14 protein-coding genes and 1 pseudogene are annotated in these 18,766 nt (G+C 40.1%); 5 read left to right on the top strand and 10 right to left on the bottom strand.

The genetic code is table 11. The annotated features are described in order from the left end of the window. Nucleotides 1–23 precede the first annotated feature (23 nt). From L6494_RS09930 to L6494_RS09915, 4 genes and pseudogenes are all read right to left on the bottom strand, one after another. Nucleotides 24–1,331 carry a reverse transcriptase family protein gene (locus L6494_RS09930; protein ID WP_237994319.1) on the bottom strand — a complete coding sequence of 436 codons (1,308 nt, stop codon included), beginning with the start codon at nucleotides 1,329–1,331 and terminating at the stop codon, nucleotides 24–26. A gap of 276 nt (nucleotides 1,332–1,607) precedes the next feature. Then, complete coding sequence (locus L6494_RS09925; protein WP_237994316.1) at nucleotides 1,608–2,072, bottom strand: HNH endonuclease; 465 nt, start codon at nucleotides 2,070–2,072, stop codon at nucleotides 1,608–1,610. A gap of 53 nt (nucleotides 2,073–2,125) precedes the next feature. Beyond that, nucleotides 2,126–3,034 (bottom strand): annotated as a pseudogene (locus L6494_RS09920) (IS982 family transposase). A 64-nt stretch (nucleotides 3,035–3,098) separates the two neighbouring features. Then, complete coding sequence (locus tag L6494_RS09915; RefSeq protein WP_237994314.1) at nucleotides 3,099–3,353, bottom strand: hypothetical protein; 255 nt, start codon at nucleotides 3,351–3,353, stop codon at nucleotides 3,099–3,101. Nucleotides 3,354–3,557: 204 nt separating this feature from the next. On the opposite strand from L6494_RS09915, the gene L6494_RS09910 reads away from it, so the two are divergent. Continuing rightward, the gene (locus tag L6494_RS09910; protein WP_237994312.1) at nucleotides 3,558–6,917 is read left to right on the top strand and encodes an AAA domain-containing protein; all 3,360 of its coding nucleotides are present in this window, start codon (nucleotides 3,558–3,560) and stop codon (nucleotides 6,915–6,917) included. A gap of 10 nt (nucleotides 6,918–6,927) precedes the next feature. On the opposite strand, the gene L6494_RS09905 is transcribed toward L6494_RS09910, so the two are convergent. The 4 genes from L6494_RS09905 to L6494_RS09890 form a co-directional block, all read right to left on the bottom strand. Continuing rightward, nucleotides 6,928–8,142: an SUMF1/EgtB/PvdO family nonheme iron enzyme gene (locus tag L6494_RS09905; protein ID WP_237994303.1), complete on the bottom strand. Its 1,215-nt coding sequence runs from the start codon at nucleotides 8,140–8,142 to the stop codon at nucleotides 6,928–6,930. Between the two features lie 341 nt (nucleotides 8,143–8,483). Next, nucleotides 8,484–10,202, bottom strand: coding sequence for an Rqc2 family fibronectin-binding protein (locus L6494_RS09900; protein WP_237994301.1), 1,719 nt, complete (start codon nucleotides 10,200–10,202; stop codon nucleotides 8,484–8,486). Between the two features lie 188 nt (nucleotides 10,203–10,390). After that, nucleotides 10,391–11,242, bottom strand: a complete 852-nt coding sequence (locus tag L6494_RS09895; protein ID WP_237994299.1) for a cobalt-precorrin-6A reductase — start codon at nucleotides 11,240–11,242, stop codon at nucleotides 10,391–10,393. A 1-nt stretch (nucleotide 11,243) separates the two neighbouring features. Then, nucleotides 11,244–11,624, bottom strand: a complete 381-nt coding sequence (locus L6494_RS09890; RefSeq protein ID WP_237994296.1) for a DUF1636 domain-containing protein — start codon at nucleotides 11,622–11,624, stop codon at nucleotides 11,244–11,246. A gap of 96 nt (nucleotides 11,625–11,720) precedes the next feature. Here L6494_RS09890 and L6494_RS09885 point away from each other — a divergent pair, with 96 nt between their 5' ends. Continuing rightward, nucleotides 11,721–12,314 (top strand): HD domain-containing protein, encoded by a 594-nt coding sequence (locus tag L6494_RS09885; RefSeq protein ID WP_237994294.1) that lies wholly within the window; start codon nucleotides 11,721–11,723, stop codon nucleotides 12,312–12,314. A 2-nt stretch (nucleotides 12,315–12,316) separates the two neighbouring features. Next, on the top strand, nucleotides 12,317–12,475 hold the full coding sequence (locus L6494_RS09880) for a hypothetical protein (RefSeq protein ID WP_237994292.1): 159 nt from the start codon (nucleotides 12,317–12,319) through the stop codon (nucleotides 12,473–12,475). Between the two features lie 94 nt (nucleotides 12,476–12,569). Here the strand turns inward: L6494_RS09880 and L6494_RS09875 are convergent, their stop codons facing one another. Then, nucleotides 12,570–13,586: a ribose-phosphate pyrophosphokinase gene (locus tag L6494_RS09875; RefSeq protein ID WP_237994289.1), complete on the bottom strand. Its 1,017-nt coding sequence runs from the start codon at nucleotides 13,584–13,586 to the stop codon at nucleotides 12,570–12,572. Between the two features lie 1,019 nt (nucleotides 13,587–14,605). Next, nucleotides 14,606–15,817: an RNA-guided endonuclease InsQ/TnpB family protein gene (locus L6494_RS09870; protein WP_237994286.1), complete on the bottom strand. Its 1,212-nt coding sequence runs from the start codon at nucleotides 15,815–15,817 to the stop codon at nucleotides 14,606–14,608. Between the two features lie 311 nt (nucleotides 15,818–16,128). On the opposite strand from L6494_RS09870, the gene L6494_RS09865 reads away from it, so the two are divergent. Continuing rightward, nucleotides 16,129–17,820 carry a serine/threonine-protein kinase gene (locus tag L6494_RS09865; protein WP_237994284.1) on the top strand — a complete coding sequence of 564 codons (1,692 nt, stop codon included), beginning with the start codon at nucleotides 16,129–16,131 and terminating at the stop codon, nucleotides 17,818–17,820. A 257-nt stretch (nucleotides 17,821–18,077) separates the two neighbouring features. Next, a complete protein-coding gene (bioD, locus tag L6494_RS09860) occupies nucleotides 18,078–18,755 on the top strand; it encodes a dethiobiotin synthase (protein ID WP_237994282.1) in 678 nt (225 codons plus the stop codon). Nucleotides 18,756–18,766 lie beyond the last annotated feature (11 nt).

The raw sequence follows: 18,766 nt of genomic DNA, 5'->3' as shown, positions 1-18,766 counted from the left end.
AAATTTTTATTTAACTTTAGTAATCAACATTTATATTTTTCTTTTATAATACGTATCTGGTCTCGAAATTTAGCTCCTTTTTGGGGGTCAACCATGTAAACAAAATTTGCAAAACCTTGAATTGAAGACATAACATCTGTTGAGTTACCCCAGAACTTACCTTCTAAACCATCTTTCTCAATTTGATAAAGAGTTGCACGAAAACGTTTCAACTTCTCTCTCGAAATACTAGGTTTGCTGTTGACTACAATCCCAGTAACCTCTAATCTATTAGATTTACGCATAATTTGGGTTTTATCTCTATTAATTTCAAACCCTTCATGCTTTACAATCCCCTCTGTATGCCTTAAAACTTTTCCTATATTGCATACACTCTCATCAGAAGAAGAAAAGGTTAAGTCATCAGCATAGCGCGTATAACGAAATCCAAAACTTTCAGCCATGTGAGTCAATCTTCGATCGAGACGGCGACATATTAGATTCGTAATCATAGGGCTAGTTGGCGCACCCTGCGGTAGATAACTACGATGGTTCACAAAAGTGACAGTACACAGTAAAGCAAAGATTGTTGATGCTGATTCTGAATATCCAAAAGACCTAAAAAGACCTTTTACACGTTTATAAGAGATAGAATGGAAAAAGTCTTTAATATCTACATTAATAATTACATCTGCCCCTACATGAGGCTCTGCATTCGTTACAATTGAGCGGCGTTTACCAAATTTTGGATACTGAATTAGTTCAGGCAAAGCAATTGCATAGATTATCAATTTCAATATCAACCTAAATTTATAGAAGATACTGATATATTTTGCCTTTAAAATTTGTGTTATGAAGAATTTTATATTTATTGTATGTTTTTCTTTTATTATTTCGCTGTTACGAAAACCGTGAGCAGCATCATGAAGAGAAGGCTCAAGCTTTTTTAAAATATTTTTTAGAATCCAATACTGTACATTCTTTAAATTCTGACTTGGAGCAGAAATTATTCTTTCTCCACCTGTTTTTTTCGGAATATAAAAAAGAATATAATGGTGCTTTGTGGCTGCATCTTGCTTAGGCGAAAAAACTAATAATCGTAAATCTGCTAAATCAATATTTATTAACTTTGATATTTCTCTGAAAGAGTTACATTGAGGTAAATAGTATTTCTCTAATAATTTCTCCTTTCCTTGTTTATTTCTTGTATTTTTACCTTGTAATTGTTTTTGCCTATACCAATAATCATTCTCTAAATCGTTTGCTTCCCGCCACCACCTATTTAGTTGTTGCTCTATGTCTTCATCAATTTCATAGCTGTCGTCAGAAGACTCACCTTGATTAACTGACATTTATTTACCTTTTTTCAATTTCATTTACTACTTTTGTTCAAATAAAGTAATAAACAAATTAAGTTTTAATCAAAATTAAAAGAGGGTTGAGCATCACATTTATGAGGTTACACCTTCGTGAACATCGAGTTCACCAACAATAAATTGAGATTGAACTTAATACATGGATGGCGATCCACCAGCCAGATTGCAAGGTAATTTTACCTACAATGTGATGCACATTACCCTCATCTGTAGTATAACAAGCAGAAACGAAAGCATCTGTGAAGCTATTTCCTATCCGCCTTGCTCAAATGTTGTTTGCATAGGATCATCCATTGGTGGATGCCGACCTATTTCTTTATCAGCTTCACGAATATTGATCACCCGTTCCCGGTTCAAAGTTAATGCGGTGACTGTCGCTCGTCCTGTAGCTGTCAAACCCACAATTAATAGTCCATCGGCAGACCAAATAAAATGCTCACTCCAGTTACACTGTCGTGGATTAAATAATGAAACTTCTTCTCCAGATAGAGGGTCAGTTGCTGTCAGCCGATTTGTCTTTCTGCGATTGCAGTGAAAGCAAGCCAACGCCAGATTTTCCAAATTATCTGTTCCACCTAATGACAAGGGTATAACATGATCTACGGTGAACTGTACATACTGCCATTGTTCAGAGGCATGGCAATACTCACATAGGTACTTGGCTCGTTGACGTACCTGCTTTTGGGTAGCTTCAGGGATTTTACTACGAGAGGACACAATTTAGGATGCTGGCTGAGTTGACGCAAGGGATAAATTAACCTGAGTTCGGGTTAAAGATAAGGAGGTAAAAGCCACTCCAGTTGAAGGCTAGGTTTCTTAGGTTGATGACAATAAGCGATTAATCCGCAAAGAACGTTAACGCAAAAATTAACAGGGCTGACGCCGGGGTACCGGCTACCGCTTCGCTATCGATGTCTGGAATGCTCAATTTGAGAAATATTTTTGAGTTGGTCATTAATCGTCTCAATAATTGAGCGTTTACGGGACAAAAGCTTGTCATGAAGACGCATTAGCTTATTCTTCATATTGCGACGGGGTTTGGCAAAAAATTCAATTCCGAAGTCTTGTAAAAGTTGAGAAGCAAGTTTTTGTGAAACATAACCTCTATCGGCAAATATTTTGCCAAACAGACCACTCAGTAAATCGGGTACTGGTTGACGGTCATCGACATTACCAGGAGTCAGAGATACATTTAAGAGTTGACCAAACTCATTGACGACCAGATGCAGCTTAAAACCAAAAAACCAATCCACAGAAGTCTTGCCACGAGCGGCTAAACCTTCAAACACCTTATGCCTAGAAATCCGACGATTATGACATACCTTCAAGCAAGTTGAATCGATAAAACCGATACCTGTACATTGTCCAAAACAATGCTTCAGATAGACACACAAAGGTATCAAGGTTGATGGCATCCATTCAATAAATCGTTGATAAGAAGGAAGACCTGGAAATGCAGAACTCCACTGTTGTTTCACTTGATTTAAATAAAAATGCTTGAAATTCCGGTAGTGATTTTGATGAAAAGCGATGATAATTGTCATGATTTCACTTAAACATAAGCTTTTAGCACGAAAACGTTTTATTCCTCCATGATTTAACAATTTTTTGTGCCATTGCGCTTCAAACGCTTTACAGAAATCATCTACATGACAGAACAAAGCATCTAAACTAAACATAGGACAGGCTGCTGGATTTGTTGTTATTTTCAGCTTACTACCTGTCCTTTTCCTTATCCCGAACTCAGGTTAAATTACGAATTGTACGATTGACAAAGCTTAAATAATCATCAATTTCTTCGTAGCAATCAAGTTCTTGTTCTTCTTCTGTACTCAGTGAAGTTGCTTGCAGTTTTGCCAATAGTTCTTCAACGCGACTTTGGACAGTGCTGGATGCTCGAAAAACTGGGATACCTTCCTCTAAATCAATCCGCACTGCACCATCAATGGGTAGCTTTGTTGGCAGACAGGATAGTTTCGGTGGCTGAGAGATGCTCATGGCAGTGCCAGAAAGTTAATCGATGAGTAGTTTGATTTTAGCTCAAAGGTGCGTAGGCGTAGCCCGTTGTAAACATTGCTTGCTGATTTAAGCATTTTAACCAAATTGTATAAGTTTAAACATTTTTTGTGTAACAAATTACCTTAGCATCTAAGTAAAGGGATAATGCAACGCTAAAGCCAGTACAGTAACTTGGAGGTAGTTTTGAACGTAGCTAGTAAGGTAGATGCTATTCTCAACGCTTGGTTAGACTATGTTGCTTTAGATGATTACAGCAAAGCAGGAATAGAAATAGGTAAAAATCCATTAAAGCTGCATGGTATAAGCTTAAAAGGTAATGACATATTTATTGAGCAATCTACCTTTTTAGAATTGTCCCGAACAGTTACTACAAAAAAGCAAAGTCAAGAGGATGAGATTTGGGTACTATCTTTCCCTTCAATTCGTACTCAAGAAGACGGAAAATCTTATCTTCGTCCTTTATTTAGCTTAGATGTAACATCTGTTCTTCAAGGAAAACATCAACCACAGGGATGGAGTATTGACAACCTCAATTTAATAGAAGCAGGAGAAAATTTAGCGAAGTTTCTAAAACTTGATGATGAAGAACGAGAGCAACTGAACACTCAACATGGGTTGAGGAATTTGCTAAACTCTACCTTCGGACTAGACTTAGAGACTACTTATGAAGATTGGATGAAGTCAGTTAGTGTACCTTACTCACATCAGATCAAAGAAATTAAACCACAACCATATTTATTTGAATTTAAAGGAAGTGGATACTCTGCTAATCTCCGGCGAGACTTAAAAGAGATTAAATCAGGCTCAAAAAATTGCTCAAAAGGACATCCTGGGTTTGAATATTTGTTTGGTGAACCTAAGCCTGCAAAACAAGAAGTTATCTACATAGGAGCTTTCCCAACTCCTCATCCACCGACTAATTCACAATCCACAGCACTCAAACACGCTCAAAGTGAACCGATAACAGCTGTACAAGGCCCGCCTGGTTCGGGTAAAACTACTCTGATTCTTCATGTTATTGCTCAACAGGTAGTTAAACGCGCACTCAGTTTAATTGAAATTGGTCAGGATATCAATAACCTAACAGTAGTTAGCAGCACGAATAATAAAGCAGTTGATAATGTTATTGAAAAGCTAGATGAATTTTTAAAAAACGATTTATTTTATCTCAAAGGTGGAAACAAAGATAATATTGGATCAGCTAATGGAGCTAGTGCAAAATTACGACAAGCTATTGATTTTTTACAAAAGAATCAATTTGATGAGCAACTAAATAATTTATTAAAACGAAAAATTCAACAGATTAAAGAAGAATTGTTAGCAGAAGAGTCTAGATATTTAAAATTAAGCCAACAGTGGGATTTAGATAAACAAAGACATAAACATCTTTCACAACAGATTCAAAGGCTGCAACAGAATTTAGACGAAATTCTCTCAACCTTAATTCCTTTTCAGCAACGAGCCAGAGATTTATCACAGTACAATCAACTACCAATACAAGCGTATAACATCATAGAAAAGCATTTTAATAAGGCTGAATCACTTCTATCGGAAAGCAGATTAAATTGGTGGGTTCGCTTTTGGCGTTGGTTGACTGGGAAAACGGAAGAACGTATTTTGCGTGAGCTAAATTCAGCTTGTAAATCAGCTATAGAACAAACATCTACAACTATTTTCCCTATAGAACCACCTACCAATCGCGCTGATTTAATTCAAAAAGCAGGCTTAGTTAGAGAAAGAATAAATGAAGCAGGTGAGTTAAAAAATGTACAAAAAAGATTAGAGGAAAAATATAAAGACAGAGACCAGATAAATCAGCAGATGGAAGATGCTTTGAAGGAATTCCAGTTATTAGAGATTAGCTTGGCTAATCCACCAGAAAATTTTTATACCTCATTTCACCAGAAATTTCATGACAAGCAAAAAGACCTATTTAAGCTATCGCGTGAGTTTCTTATTCAACAAGCACTCTACAACAAATATAACATCAAACCAACTCTAGAAATTTATTGTAGTCTTATTTCAGGAGATTGGAAGTCGAAATATAAGATTGCGGAAAACCTAGATGAGCATATTAAAAATCTCAGCTTGATTTTTCCGGTAATCACTTGCACATTACTTTCAATCCGCAAAATGATTCCTTGGATTGAGGAATGTGTTGACCGCACAATCATAGACGAAGCGGGAATGATTGACCAGCATAAGGCTTTTCCGTTATTAGTGCGATCGCGCAAAGCTATTATTGTTGGTGATCCTCTACAAATTGAACCTATTATTACTTTGAGCAATCAAAGACGTGAAGATTATCGCCAAACAGCGTTTATTAATAGAGGATTAACAGACATTGATTACCATCGTTATAGTCCAGAAGAGGAGTATAGTGCTACGGCTTATCACCGCGCTGCTGGAGCAACTGGAGAAGGAGAAGATAAAGGTAAAGGAATTATTTTAAGAGAACATTACCGTTGTCAGCCTAGTATTATTCAATATTGCAATGCTATTGCTGACTATGATTTAGAAATCAAAACAGAACCAGTCAATTCTTTAGTAGAGTCGCACTTAATTGCTTATGATGTTGAAGGTAATATCCGCAATAATGTTAATGAGGAAGAAGTTACTGCTGTATGTGAGATAATTGAGCATTTAGTTAAACAAGGTTACTCAGTAGAAGATATAGGCGTTATTTCACCTTTTAAATTTCATGCTGCTGCGTTGAGAGAACAATTAAGAGAAAAATTCTCTCAATTAGACTCAAAATCTGTTGGCACAGTTCACACTTTTCAAGGTTCTGAGAAAAAAGTCATTATCCTATCTACAAAAGTATGTCAACCACAAGATAATGTTTACTGGATTAACAAACGACCAAATCTTTTAAATGTTGCTGTATCAAGAGCTAAAGAATTATTTATTTTAGTTGGTAATCTTTACAGACTAGAAAAAGGAAACCTGACTCGGCAACTTGTTGAACATATTCGAGAGTATGGAGTTGTATTAGAGTATAAATCAGCAGCAGAAATTCCTAAAGCAGAACCTGGTACTACTCCGGTTTATGATTGCGCTCATTTAAGAATTTTTAGAGAAGCTATCGACCAAGCAGAGGAAGAATTGATAATTGTCACGCCTTGGATTAGGGGAAGTGAATCAAAACTGTTTGGTAAAGAGGTTGTTTCAGTTTTAGAAAGAAGAGTTAAAGTAACAGTAGTTTACGGAAACAAAGGTAACGAGGAGAATGATAATAATGATCCCACAATTGAGAATAAGCTGAGACATTTATTCTCACAATATCCAGGTTCACAATTAATTCGCTTAGGAGAAGGAAAACATATAGAAAGTAGAGGAACAAATGAAAGAATTTTGGTACGTGATACGAAACTGGCTATTATAGGAACTTGGAATTGGCTTTCTCACCCTTACAGAACGCAATGTGGCAGGACATCGTTAAATATTAAGCCTCAAATTCGCCAAGAAACAAGTGTACAATTTTCCGATTTATCGTCGATTGAGAGTATAAAAGCAAAAATTTATCAATTAATTTCACAATAGTCAAAAATTTTTAGATCAAAGAGCAGACAACCCGGAATCCAATTTGCTTGTCCTTTGTGGTTGCAGCTTCAGAAAAGCGAGATGTAGAACGACATAAATTTGCAGGATGACCCCAAGAACCACCACGCAAAATTCTATATTCTTCATTGCCATCATCTACCCATGCACTACCATCTAATGGTGCGTCTTGATAGTCATCGTGTTCATAATCAGCGCACCACTCCCAAACATTACCGTGCATATCGTATAAGCCAAAAGTATTAGCTGGAAAACTACCAACTTCTGTTGTACATTGGCGATTAACGCTATTTATATTGTCGTTTTTACCGCAATAATTGGCTAATTTATCTGTAATTTTTTGACCAAAATGGAATGGCGTTGAGGTTCTAGCACGACAAGCATATTCCCACTCAGCTTCACTGGGTAAGCGATATTGCTTTCCTGTTTTCTGCGACAGTCGCTCACAAAACTCTAGTGCATCATACCAAGAAACTCGTTCTACAGGTAAATTATCGCCATGAAAACAGGATGGGTCGGGTTTGAGGTGGTGGTTTATTTTAGGGAGGTTTGCAATAGCTCTCCACTGTCTTTGGGTAATAGAATATCTACCCATAAAGAAGGGTTTTATATTAACTAAATGTTGAGGACGTTCATCTTCTTGTGATGCTTCTTCCTCTCGTGATGCACCCATTGGAAAATTACCACCTGGAATGGAAACCATTTCCAGTACAACACTATTTCCTAAGTCTTCTAGAAAATACTCAGTTTGTGTACGGTAACACTTTGTTTCTTTTCCTTTATGGTCTACAGTTACCACTTCAAACTCGAAAATATTAAGCTCAGAGGGTGGTGGACTAACTGGCTTATATGAATTAGTGTTGACTAAAAACTTTTTAGTTGGGGTTTGAGGAGAACAATTAGACGAAATCGAAACTTGGCTTTCCTGGAGAAATTTTTGTAACTGGCGGAGAATGGTCTTTGTTTCTTCGTCGATACCTTGGTAGGTGATGCGATCGCCAATATGAACTCCATTTCCTTCGGCAAGGTTAACAATGTAATTTGCTAACTGCACCTGATTTTGACCATCAACTGTCCTCAGATATTGCCGTAGTAAATTAATATCGTTTTGATTTCGACTACCATCGAGGATACGGTCAAGTATTTTTACTAACTCATCAGACGAAGGAAACTCTGGCATAGTTGGCAAACTATCCGTTAGTAGCACTGTTGCACCTGACAGAACAGCTATAATATCAGACAGTTCAAATTTCGGCAATCTTACGATTTAAAATTTCAATTCCGGCAATATTATGCTTGAAAGCTGTGCTTTTAGGTGGAAACAAGCTTACAAAAGAATTAGTATTTGAGGTTAGTCAACGGCAAGTTTATGCCTTAACGCGCGGCAAGCTTATGGTTTAAATCACACAATATTTTAGCGACATTAATTTGTTAAGCAGCGACATTCAATTTGTGAATGTACAGCAGGGGCTTCCACGGCGCGAGGTTTTTGGGGATTGGGGTAAAATTTTCCTTGTCTCCTTTGTCTCCCTTGTCTCTCTACACCCCTTAATTCACTAACTGCGGTTTTCCCCACAGGATGCGTTCTTGTTTGTAAATGGCAATTCCTGGTTTAGCACCTTTGGGTTTATAGACGTGTTTTGGCTCGGTGTAAACTACTGGTACTTGGTCACTTTGACGGGCGCGGCTGTAATACGCTGCGAGGTTGGCGACAAATTGTAAGTCTGTGTTATCTGCTACAGTACCGGGTTCTAAACGCAATAGGACATGGCTACCAGGAATTTCTTGAGCATGAAACCACAAGTCATAATCTCCGGCTACCCGAAAGGTTAATTGGTCGTTTTGGCGATTGTTACGACCAATTAAAACTTGAAAGCCGTTAGGTGTGGAGTAGTTACGAAAGTTGGTGCTAGCAGTTTCATTACTACTGCGACGGTAATCTAATTCTTCTAGATATTTTTGTCCAATTAATTCGTCGCGGATTTCTTCTAAGGCTTGTAAATCTTCTGCTGTTTGGTAGGTATCTATTTGAGTAATTGCTGCTTCTACTTGTTCTAAATAATCAATTTCTGCTTGTACATCTTTTAGTAATGGTTCTACAGCTATGCGGGCGCGTTTGAGTTTTTGGTGCTGTTTATAGAGGTTTTGGGCGTTCTGCACGGCGTTTTTATCTGGCTGGAGGGCGATCGCTACAGGTTCACCAGTTTCAAAGTCATTCAGGGTAATGGTTTTCATCCCTGGTAGCCATTCGTATAGGTGCGCCATTAATAAATCGGCTTTTTGGCGATAGTCATCGGCGTTATCTGATTGTCGCAGGCGATCGCTAAATGTCTGGGCTTTATTCCGTAATTTGGTCAGAATGTTACTCAATTTCTGACTTAGTTGATGGCGTAACTGAGCAAATAGCTGTTGATTGAGTTGTCCTGTGTAATATTCACTAATTAATGTCTGAATATCTTTAGCTGGTTTAACCCCACCCCAACCCATCACCGTGTAGCCGTTGGCAGTCCAAGCTGGCTGAAATTTGCTATTTTCTAAAGTTTCCAGCCATACTTGCCAGTTGTGCCATAATCTTTGCCAATCTTCTGCCGTGAGGGCATCAGTGCTAGTTTCCGGTGCTATATTCACCGCCAGCAACATAGACTCAACCAATGCTGCACTTAAGCCGCGATAACTTTTGAGTAACTGCTTTTTAATCGCCCCTGGAACTAAGCTAATCCTTTCTTGCCAACGTTCTGGGGATTCACTCAGACTAGGTACTGGGCCAGTCAGTTGTGGTGGTGTTTCATAGGGTTGTCCTGTTTGGATGGGACGGACACTAGACTGTTGCTGACTGACTTGATGAGCGGCTGTGATAATGAGATTATTGGCTTCAGTGAGGATGGCGTTGCTATATTTGCCCATAATCTCTGCATAGAGATGATATAGTGCCTCTTCTCCCGGACGACGGGCAAATTGTAAATCAATCACCCGTTCCCAAGGTGCGATCGCCTCAATTCCTACTAAGGCTAATCCACCCAACTGATGTACCAATTGTTGGCTAAAAGTAAAAGTATCCGGTGTGCGTGGTGGCGGGTTGCCAATGCAAATGTGTGTAGCTTGAGGATGCCAACAAATTTCTAACCATCCTTTAGTTTTCAGGGTACGTAAAGCTATGGCAATAGTATAGCGATCGCGCTGATACACTTGCTCTAAACGTGAGGGTAGCCAGTGCGTGCGAAGTTCGCTACAAGCGGCTGTGAGGGTCGTAAAGTCAACTGGTTGCACAACAATCAATCGTCCGCCTTGGGACTGCTAAGGTCGATGCTCAGTATATGCTATATCTTTTTGCTCTTAGATAAATGATTAAAGCGATTGATATGCTTTCTCCCACTCTTTTTTTATCATATTTGACCAAAGAAAAAAGGATACAAGCCCCTAAATTTATTGATGGAGAAGAAAAAAGTGAAACAGCATTAATTCAAGCCCCCGGATTTATCCGTGGGGTATTTAATTTTGAATTTTGTTAGCGCAGCGTTAGCGAGTCCGCGAGCGTCATTTTGAATTTTGAATTGGAGCGAAGCGACTTGACCTAGCAGCCATGTGACTGCATCATCAACATCTGCTACTTGCTCCCCTGGTGGTATGGGAGGACGATTTATCATCACAACCTGTATACCTAGTTCTCTCGCGGCAACTATCTTGGAGTAGGTAGCGTTACCACCGCTATTTTTGCTGACTATAGTGTCAATGCTGTGCTGAATCAGGATTTGCCGCTCATTATCTAAGACAAAGGGGCCGCGATCGCACAATATCACTCCCGGTGGTACTAAAGCCTCAGCACTAGGGGGGTCAATCATCCGCATCAGAAACCAAATATTGTTTAAGTGGGCAAAAGCTGCTAATTCTTGTCTACCAACGGTTAAAAAGACTCTTTTTGCTTGATTTTCCAAAATTTTGGCAGCAGCTTGATGATTATCTACTTCTATCCAGTCATCGCCTAAGATGGGGTGCATCTCCCAAGGACGACGAATTAACATTAACCTGGGTATATTAACTTGATTCGCCGCCGCCGCCGCGTTCCAGGAAATCTGACTGGCGAAGGGATGGGTAGCATCGATGAGTAAGTCAACTTGCATCTGACGCAAATAATCAGCTAATCCAGCAGCACCGCCAAAACCACCAATCCGCACATTCCCTTCTGGGACTGATGGTTCACGAGTACGACCGGCTAAAGATGCGATCGCTTCAATCCCTGGAATATTCGCCACTCTGGCAGTTAACTCTGCCGCATCTCCAGTTCCACCCAGAATTAAAACACGATTCATACTATAAAGATGGAATCCTGGCCAATATTCCTTTTTTTAATGGTTCTGGACGTTCTGACCAAGGTAGTAACCCATCTTCTTTGGCATAGTATTTACTAGCACATTCTAATACAGCAGATATACTAGCATCACTTGCTAAATCCCCAAATAAATAAGTCACTTTACCTTCAGCCGCAAAAGCCACGACACAGGAACGGTTACAAGCACTCATACATTCAACTGCTTGGATGGAGAAGTGATCACGTAATTCCCAATCTTGCACCAGATGTTGCAACTGATTGAGCAGTTTTTGACCACCACTTTCACCTATGCGTTTACCATCTTGCCAAACACTGGCACAGGTTGTGCAAACAAATAAAGTATGAGAAATACTAGTAGTCATCCGTACCTCGCAGATGTGTATTAATAATAATTATACTTCTGCGGGTATTCTGACTGAAAAAATAAATTTTGCTCAAAAGTATTCCGAGATTTTGATATGGTACTTTCTGAACGTTTTACCCAAGCTTTAACCTACGCAGCAGAACTCCATGCTCAACAAGTGCGTAAAGGTTCTGGTGTTCCTTATATTTCCCATTTATTAGGTGTTGCCAGTATTGCTTTAGAATATGGTGCGAATGAAGATGAAGCGATCGCAGCCTTATTACATGATGCCATAGAAGACCAAGGCGGTGCAGCCACACGAGCAGAAATTTGCCGCCGTTTTGGTGAAAATGTCACAGCAATTGTCGATGGTTGTACGGATACGGACACCATACCTAAACCCCCTTGGCGACAACGCAAGGAGGCATATATTGCTCACTTGGCTACGGCTTCTCCATCAGTATTACTAGTATCCGCAGCTGATAAACTCTACAATGCCCGCTCAATTCTCAAAGATTATCGCTTAATTGGTGAATTACTCTGGCAACGCTTCCAAGGAGGTAAAGCTGGTACGCTTTGGTATTATCGGGCGATGACAAATGCTTTTAATAAAACTCAACCTACTGCCATTGTTGAAGAGTTAACACGAGTAGTTACAGCAATTGAGAATTTGGTAGCGATTCAAGAAGACAGTCTTGATGAAACATGAGGATGGCTCATGGTTCATGGGGACTGGGGACTGGGGACTGGGTACTGGGTACTGGGTACTGGGGACTGGGTACTGGGGACTGGGGACTGGGTACTGGGTACTGGGGAGATAATAGACATATCCAGAAATTAAATATGCGTTATTCAGAGAAAGAGACGTAGCAATGCTACATCTCTCAGAACTCAGAACTCAGAACTCAGCACTCAGCACTCAGCACTCAGAACTCAGCACTCAGAACTCAGCACTCAGCACTAATTAACGGAACATACTACTTATAGAAGTATCTTCATGAATCCGCCAGATGGTTTCCCCTAACAAATTAGCTACTGAAAGCGTGACTAGTTGGGGGAATCGATCGCTTTCTGGTATGGGAATTGTATTGGTGACAATCACTTCCTCAAATAAACCACTTGACAACCGCTCAACCGCAGGTGGAGAGAATACTGCATGGGTAGCACAAGCATATACTTGACGTGCGCCTTCTTGACGCAGTAGTTTAGCACCTTCGGCAATTGTTCCACCCGTGTCAATCATGTCGTCAACCAAAACGGCGGTTTTACCCTTGACATCACCAATTACATTCAACACTTCCGCCACATTGTGCGCCTGACGACGCTTATCAATAATGGCTAAGGGGGCATCATTCAGTTTTTTCGCAAAAGCCCTAGCTCTGGCTACACCTCCAACATCGGGGGAGACAACTACAATATCATGCAGTTGTTTGCTAGCTAAATAATCCAGAAGGACAGGTGAACCGTAGACATGATCAAAGGGAATATCGAAATAGCCTTGAATTTGAGCGGCGTGTAAATCCATTGCCAGAACACGGTTAGCACCTGCTTGAGTCATCAGGTTAGCAACTAGTTTGGCCGTGATGGATTCTCTCCCGGCTGTTTTTCGATCAGCACGAGCATAACCATAGTAAGGAACTACTGCTGTTACCTGCCGTGCAGAAGCGCGCCGACAGGCATCAATCATAATCAGCAATTCCATCAAGTGATCATTCACGGGTTGACAGGTTGGTTGGATGAGGTAGACATCACAACCCCGAATCGATTCCTGAATCTGGACATATATTTCCCCATCCGCAAATCTTTTGCGAATCATAGGGCCTAAGTCCATACCCAGGTAACGAGCTACTTCTTGAGAAAGTGGTACATTGGCAGAACCAGAAAAAAGCCGCAGGCGATGATTTTCAGTCAGTCCTGTTGCAGCTGGCTGCACTTTGAAAGTGGCAGAACTGAGCACAGCAGATCCTCGATGTGCATTCATGGCAATATTAGCACTAGATATTTAGTAGATTTAACTGAAATAGACCCAAAAAAACATCTGTAAGTTTTCTTGAAGCTTTGATAATTACTTTAAATATTTCTCAACATAATCATTAGCTGCTCATGTTTCGTTCTTTGTCGCCAAAAATTCTTCATAAATGAACTGACACCAACTCTGTAAACTAGTCTCATTAGTTGCACCTGGGGTAACAAGAAAAAACAAAATCTTTGTGAGATTGCCGCCTCTATCTATTGTATGTGTCAATTCAAGACTGAATCGTTCTGGAACTGATATAACTATCCTATTTGATTTGTCAGAATTCCGAGACTATAAACACTGCTTTCTTAAAGAAACCAGGGTACTCGGCTCTCACAAAGGATTGAGGATTGCTACAGCACTCAGCAAACTCATACATTTACCGACAAATATGTTGAGGGCATCTGAATGTTTACTGAATATTTAAATGATAGTAGTTGCAAAATTATAATATAAACTGACTGACTATATTTTTGGTTATAAATCCAAAAAAATCTTTAGTTTAGGAATACGACCCAATTCTTAGCGGTGGAGGTCATAACTGATGAGGTGGCTAGTTATGGAATGTGGGTTTTTCATAACTGTTCTCAAAACCCTAAGAATAAGGGTGAACTGCTAATAATCACAACTAGTAGTTGCAAAATAGGTACAAGTGAGTGAGATTGTTACATTTACCTTTCTTCTCAGACCCATATCCTATATTTCGCCAAATTATCACTGTCGGGTAAGACTATTTATAGCTTTTCTTAACAAAGTAGCGAATGTAAATAAACGCAATGGTTTTTAAACAATAAAAACCATGAGAATTGCTGATCTGAAGATTTGAATATTATGCTACCTTCACAAAATTATGAGTATTTTTAGGGTAGTTTATTTCCATTACGGAAGGGTTTACGCTGACAGCAGATTTACAATTTATTATTTGTCAATATTTTGAGCAAATAGATTCTACCACGGTAATTAACTATTTGACACTCTCCGCCCTATAAGGGCGAAGATTCTTCATTCATAGACCCAACTTGCTCATGCAGGATTTCTCCAGCACAAGTAGAGGTCGAATCTCCTGAAGCGTTCGGATCTAAGATCCAAGTTCCGGTATGCCCTACCGTACTCAAGGCTAATTTCAGAATGTTAATAGCAGCATTCCAATCTCTATCCAGCACAAATCCACATTCACAAGCATGAGTTCTTGTGGATAGAGATTTTTTGACTAATGCTCCACAGTTAGAGCATTCTTGCGATGTGTAGGCAGGATTGACCGCTACAGTTATCCTGCCAAACTTCACCCCAAAATACTCTAACCATTTTCTGAATTGATACCAACCAGCGTCATTAATAGATTTGGCAAGACAGTGATTTTTAACTAAATTTTTTATCCTCAAGTCTTCATAGGCGACCAAATCGTGAGATTGGATGACGCAACGCGCTATTCTCTTAGCGTGTTCTTCGCGTTGCCTACTTATTTTGAGGTGTACTCGCCCTAATTTATTAATGGCTTTCTTGCGGTTGATAGAGCCTTTTTTCTTCCGAGAGACACGTCTTTGTCGAAACTTTAGACGCTTTTCTCCTGTGCGATAAAACCTTGGGTTAGGTTCACTGTGTCCATTACTGTCTGTGTAAAACTCTTTTAAGCCAACATCTAAGCCAATGGTTTTACCCGTTGGTTGTGTTTCTACTTTATTATCTACACTGACTAAAAACTGAACATAGTAACCATCAGCACGACGTACCAATCTCACCCGTTTTATCTGTTCTAATGGGTAGAAGTTTAAATCCCACGTTCCTTTGAGATTAAGTTTGCCAATACCCTTTTTGTCGGTGAAGGTGATCTGTTTTCTCGTTTGAGATAGTTTCCACCCAGAGGACTTATATTCCACCGAACGGTTATTTTTCTTAAACTTGGGATATCCTTTTTGACCAGGGATTTGTTTCTTGCAATTGTAGTAGAACCTAGCTATGGAGCTATATGCTCTTTCTACTGCTACCTGAGTTGCATGAGAGTTTAAGTCTTTTACAAAGGAGTATTCAGCCCTTAACGCAGTGTTGTAGCGATATAGCTCTTTTTGCCCTACATCTCGGTTGTCCATCCAAAAACGGATACACTTGTTGCGGACAAATTGAGCGGTCTTGATCGCTTCGTTGATAGCTGCATATTGAGTTGTTTTCCCTTTTGCCTTAAACTCCAAAACTATCATTTGACGTGGAAAACTTCTACGTCAATTAGTATAACACAAACAAAGCCATCCTAAAAGGCGATGCACTGAGCAGTTCGACAGGCTCACTGTATCACCTGTCGAAGTGACGGGGCTTGTATCCCATTTATTTCGGTCAAAACTATATTTCTAGGACTTATGGGGTGTGGGGAGTGCTGGGTGCTGAGTGTTGTGTAAGGTAGAATATCGCTGTCTGTCAAATATTGCCCTATACCCCCCAAAGTCGTCACTGCTGAGATTATCTTGGTGGGTGACTTCCTTCTCAGCTGCCACTACACTCTAATTAATGAATCATGCAACCACCAATCTCCATTGGCACTGTTCTGCAAAATCGTTACCGCATTATTCAAATTCTCGGACAAGGGGGATTTGGTAGAACTTATTTGGCGGAAGATCAAAGACGCTTTAATGAACTGTGCGCGATTAAAGAATTGATTCCTTCTGGAACGGGGACTTTAGCTTGGGAAAAGGCTCAAGAACTGTTTCACAGGGAAGCAACTGTGTTGTATCAGATAATACATCCCCAAATACCAAGGTTTCGCGAAAGGTTTGAGCAAGACCAACGCTTGTTTTTAGTAGAAGACTACGTTGCAGGTAAAACTTATCGGCAAATTTTGACTGAACGCCAAAAGAATGGTCAAAGTTTTACTGAAGCGGAAGTATTATATTTGATACGCTCGTTGTTACCTGTCTTAGAGCATATTCATGGACGGGGGATTATTCATCGTGATATTTCACCAGACAATATTATTTTGCGTGATGGCGATACTCAACCAGTTTTGATTGACTTTGGTGTAGTTAAAGAACTGGCAACGCGTCTGCAATTTCCAGATAATACAACACCTGTCACCACCGTGGGCAAATTAGGTTATGCTCCCAGTGAACAGATGCAAACAGGGCGCGCTTATCCTAGTAGTGACTTGTATGCTTTAGCGGTGACAGCAATAGTTTTGTTGACAGGGAAAGAACCATCAGAATTATTTGATGAAAATCAACTAACTTGGAATTGGCAAAAGTGGGTGAGTGTGAATCCAGTATTTGCCCAGATTTTGACTAGGATGTTGAATTATACTCCTAGCGATCGCTATCAAAATACTGCTGAAGTGGCGCAAGCATTACAAATACTCGATCAATCTAGGATGAGTGTTTCTCTCCCGGACATTTCCCGCGTGCAAACAGTCGCTGTTGGTCGCCGTCCTGATTTAGTACCACCACCACCAGCACCAGCACCCAACAAACCCGATCCGGTAATTCCACCCAGTCGGAGTAGTTCAGTTCTAGATAATCCCTTGGCATTGGGGGCTATTGGCAGTGCTGTAGTCATTTTGGCAGGTTTCGGTTCTTGGGCGTTAGTCAGTTCTATCCGCAGTCAATCATCATCCCAACCACAAGAAACATTACCACCACAAACTTTTCCTTCACCGGTGATTACTGAGGGTACATTGACCCCCACTCCCACACCCACACCAGAACCTGTAATTATTAACAAACGGCTTAATCTGGGAGATGCTAACACCGCCATAGTTGAAGACACTCTCCAAGCCAATCAAATCATTCAATACAGTTTGTTTGGAGAAGCAGGTGACAAGTTAACTATCTCTGTTATCCAAGGGGACGGCGTTTTAGTGACAGTATTAGCCCCTAATCAACAACCAATTGACAGTAGCGCACAGCAAATAACTAGCTATGTAGGTATATTGCCCAACACTGGTAGATATACTATTCAGTTAACTTTAGCCCCTGGAGTAGCGGCTAGTGACTATAACTTGAATGTGGCGATAGAAAAACCCATCCAAGCGACACCCACACTTACACCGACACCTACATTCACACCCACACCTAGTTTTACACTTACGCCAACCCCAACCCCAACTCCAACCCTTACTCCTACACCCACACCTACCCCAACGGATGACATAGAGATGATCAACCCGCCTGTTGATAGCACCGTTCCCCCAATTCCTGAAGCGACAAATTTACCGTGAGTTTGGGAGTGAGTAATGAGTAATGAGTAATGAGTAATGAGTAATGAGTGGTGGGTGGTGAGTGATGTTAGCGGTAGCGCGGCGTTTAGCCCGTGATGTTAGCGGTAGCGCGGCGTTTAGCCGGTGGTGAGTAATTTCTACCTTGTTTACTTTGTCTTGAGGAAATTTCCGCAGCAATGTATTAGAATGTTGATGATTTGTGAACAATTGCAAATTCATCCCCAAAAGTAATTCCGGTTATCCAGATTGAAACTAGCTTGCTAAAAGAACTACTAATTACTGGCACTGATACCGAAGCAGGTAAAACTGTTTTGACTACCATTTTGGCAGCCTACTGGCAAAAACATCATCCTCAAAGTCGCTTGGGGATAATGAAACCAATTCAATCGGGAGTAGGCGATCGCGAATGGTATCAAAATACATTTAAATTAGAACAATCACCAGAAGAAATTACACCCCTATACTTTCAAGCACCTTTAGCACCTCCCATCGCCGCCGCTAAAGAAAATCGTCCAGTGGATTTAGGGATAGTTTGGCAAGCTTTAACCAAATTGCGATCGCAGTGTGATTTTCTGTTAATAGAATCTTTAGGTGGTTTAGGTTCACCAGTTACCGATGAGTTAACAGTAGCCGATTTAGCTGGAGAATGGCGTTTACCAACAGTCTTAGTAGTCCCAGTCAAATTAGGCGCAATCAGCCACACCGTAGCAAATGTAGCCTTAGCCAGACAAACACGGATAAACCTCAAAGGTATTGTGTTGAACTGCACACAACCCCATTCAGACGCTCAAATCGCCGATTTAACACCAAAAGACCTAATTCAATCCCTCACCAACATTCCCGTATTGGGATATCTACCATATATAGACAACCTCACTGACCTAGATAAACTCGCTCAAATCGCCTCAAATCTAGACTTAGAAAAACTATCTTAACTTTTTTCTTT

This window comes from Nostoc sp. UHCC 0870, from assembly GCF_022063185.1.
Taxonomy (GTDB): domain Bacteria; phylum Cyanobacteriota; class Cyanobacteriia; order Cyanobacteriales; family Nostocaceae; genus Trichormus.
Note: the sequence above shows the minus strand (reverse complement) of the source record. Positions and strands in the feature narration are given on the sequence as shown.